Genomic DNA, 2,132 nt, shown 5'->3' on the forward strand with positions numbered 1-2,132 from the left:
GGCTCATCCGGGGAGCCTGATTCGAATCCGATGCCGGTGCATGCCGGCATCGGATTTTTTATGCGTACGTTTTCGCCCCCCTTCGCCGAAGCCGAACCATGACCGAACCTGCGCCGCCGACCCGCCCCCAACTGCGCCGACAGCTGCGCAAGGCCCGCCGCTCGCTGACGCCGAGCCAGCAACGCGAGGCCGCCGAAGGCCTGTACCGGCAACTGGCGCAGCACCCGCAGTTCCGCCGGGCCAAGCACGTTTCCCTGTACCTGCCCACCGACGGCGAGATCGACCCGCGCCTGCTGCTGCGCGCCGCCCAGCGCCGGGGCAAGGCCACCTACCTGCCGGTGCTGAGCGCCTGGCCGCGAACCAAGATGGTGTTCCAGCGCATCCGCCCCGGCGAGAAGCTGGCACCGAACCGCTTCCGCATCCTCGAGCCGCGGATCAACCCGGCCCGCCAGCGCAGGATATGGGCGCTGGACCTGGTGCTGCTGCCGTTGGTGGGGTTTGACGATGCCGGTGGGCGCCTGGGGATGGGCGGCGGTTTCTATGACCGCAGCCTGGCGTACCTGTCCCGGCGCAAGAGCTGGCGCAAGCCGGTGCTGCTGGGGCTGGCCCATGAATGTCAGAAAGTGGGGCGTCTGGCGCAGGCCAGCTGGGATGTGCCGTTGCAGGGCACGGTCACGGACAAGGCATGGTACGTGGCGCAATAGACGCCGCGAGGGAGACGGCGGCGTCGCTGCAAGAAGGGGTTCAGCGCTTGAAGGCGGTCGACTGCTGGACCTGCTGCGCCACTTCGACCGGTGCGTCGGCCTTGTTGGCCCACAGGCTCTGCGCATAACCGGTGGTCACGACGCCGAGACCGAACAAGATCACCAAAGTCCAAAGCAAATCCGGTTTGCGTTTCATCGATTGCCCCCCTCAAGGCACATCATCACGATGACAGCAGCGGTTTCCGTTCGTAGCCGTGCAGCAGCGTCAAGCTTTAAAGGCCGGCATTTTGCGACAACGTGAACCGCCGCGCAAACGCTGACGTCAACCGACCGTCGGTTTGTCATAAAATTGCCGACGACCTGCCCGACGACCCCTGCCAGGAGCAAGAACCATGGCCTATTGGCTGATGAAATCCGAACCCGACGAGCTCTCGATCAAAGGCCTGCAACAGCTCGGCAAGGCGCGCTGGGACGGCGTGCGCAACTATCAGGCGCGCAATTTCCTGCGCTCCATGGCGGTCGGCGACCTGTTCTTCTTCTATCACTCCAGTTGCCCGGAACCGGGCATCGCCGGGATCGGCCGGATCGTCAAGGCGGCGTACCCGGATCCGACGGCGCTGGAGCCGGAGAGCCACTACTTCGACCCGAAGGCCAGCCCCGAGAAAAACGCCTGGAGCGCGATCGATGTCGAGCACGTCGAGACGTTCGCCCGGGTGCTCAAGCTCGATTACCTGAAGCAGCAGGCGGCGCTGGCGCAAATGCCGCTCGTGCAGAAGGGGTCGCGGCTGTCGGTGATGCCGGTGACGCCGGAGCAGTGGGCGGCGGTGATTGCGCTCAAGCCTTGAGCCGTTCGCCGGCCCGAAGAATGCCTTGCGATCGATGGTGCCCGGCGGCGCCTCGACTGACGCCATCGCCAGCAGGCTGGCTCCCGCAGGGGATAGCGGGTGCATGCAGGATCTGCGTCACCACCAAAACCTGTGGGAGCTTGCCTGCAAGCGATGAGGCCGGCGCAGTCGCCCCGTCATTTACTGAATGATCAGGTTGTTGAACAGCAGGTCCTCGACCACCGGCTTGCCGGTTTCGTCGTTCATCACTTGCTGGGTCTGCTTCAGCGCTTCCTGACGCAGCTTTTCCTTGGCCTCGGGGCTGTTCATGGTCTCGGTCGACTGCTGGGCGAACAGCGCCACCAGTTGGTTGCGGATCAGCGGCTCGTTGGCCTTGACCAGCTTGGTCGACTCCTCGCCGGTCACGCGCAGCGCCACGTCGGCCTTGTAGACCTTCAGCTTCGGCGTGCCGTCCAGCCCGTAGTTGCCCACGAACGGCGGGCTCAGGGTGATGTAGTTGACCTTCGGCGCCTCGCCTTCTTTGGCTTCTTCGGCCAGCGCTGCCACAGGCAGAGACAGGGCCGGCTGCGACCTGATCATCGAG

At 65.1% G+C, this 2,132-nt stretch carries 4 protein-coding genes; 2 read left to right on the forward strand and 2 right to left on the reverse strand.

Going from position 1 to position 2,132, the window contains the following annotated elements:
- The first annotated feature begins 98 nt into the window (after window positions 1-98).
- Entirely contained in the window at window positions 99-704 is a 606-nt protein-coding gene (locus ACIP0B_RS28380) for a 5-formyltetrahydrofolate cyclo-ligase (protein ID WP_400838499.1), read from the forward strand.
- A gap of 40 nt (window positions 705-744) precedes the next feature.
- Here the strand turns inward: ACIP0B_RS28380 and ACIP0B_RS28385 are convergent, their stop codons facing one another.
- Window positions 745-900 (reverse strand): hypothetical protein, encoded by a 156-nt coding sequence (locus tag ACIP0B_RS28385; protein ID WP_170929950.1) that lies wholly within the window; start codon window positions 898-900, stop codon window positions 745-747.
- A gap of 196 nt (window positions 901-1,096) precedes the next feature.
- On the opposite strand from ACIP0B_RS28385, the gene ACIP0B_RS28390 reads away from it, so the two are divergent.
- Window positions 1,097-1,549, forward strand: coding sequence for an EVE domain-containing protein (locus ACIP0B_RS28390; RefSeq protein WP_400838502.1), 453 nt, complete (start codon window positions 1,097-1,099; stop codon window positions 1,547-1,549).
- Between the two features lie 180 nt (window positions 1,550-1,729).
- Here the strand turns inward: ACIP0B_RS28390 and ACIP0B_RS28395 are convergent, their stop codons facing one another.
- Window positions 1,730-2,128 (reverse strand): flagellar basal body-associated protein FliL, encoded by a 399-nt coding sequence (locus ACIP0B_RS28395; RefSeq protein ID WP_400838505.1) that lies wholly within the window; start codon window positions 2,126-2,128, stop codon window positions 1,730-1,732.
- Between the last annotated feature and the right edge of the window lie 4 nt (window positions 2,129-2,132).

The sequence above is a fragment of the Pseudomonas sp. NPDC089534 genome (assembly GCF_044749305.1).
Taxonomy (GTDB): Bacteria; Pseudomonadota; Gammaproteobacteria; order Pseudomonadales; family Pseudomonadaceae; genus Aquipseudomonas; species Aquipseudomonas ekonensis.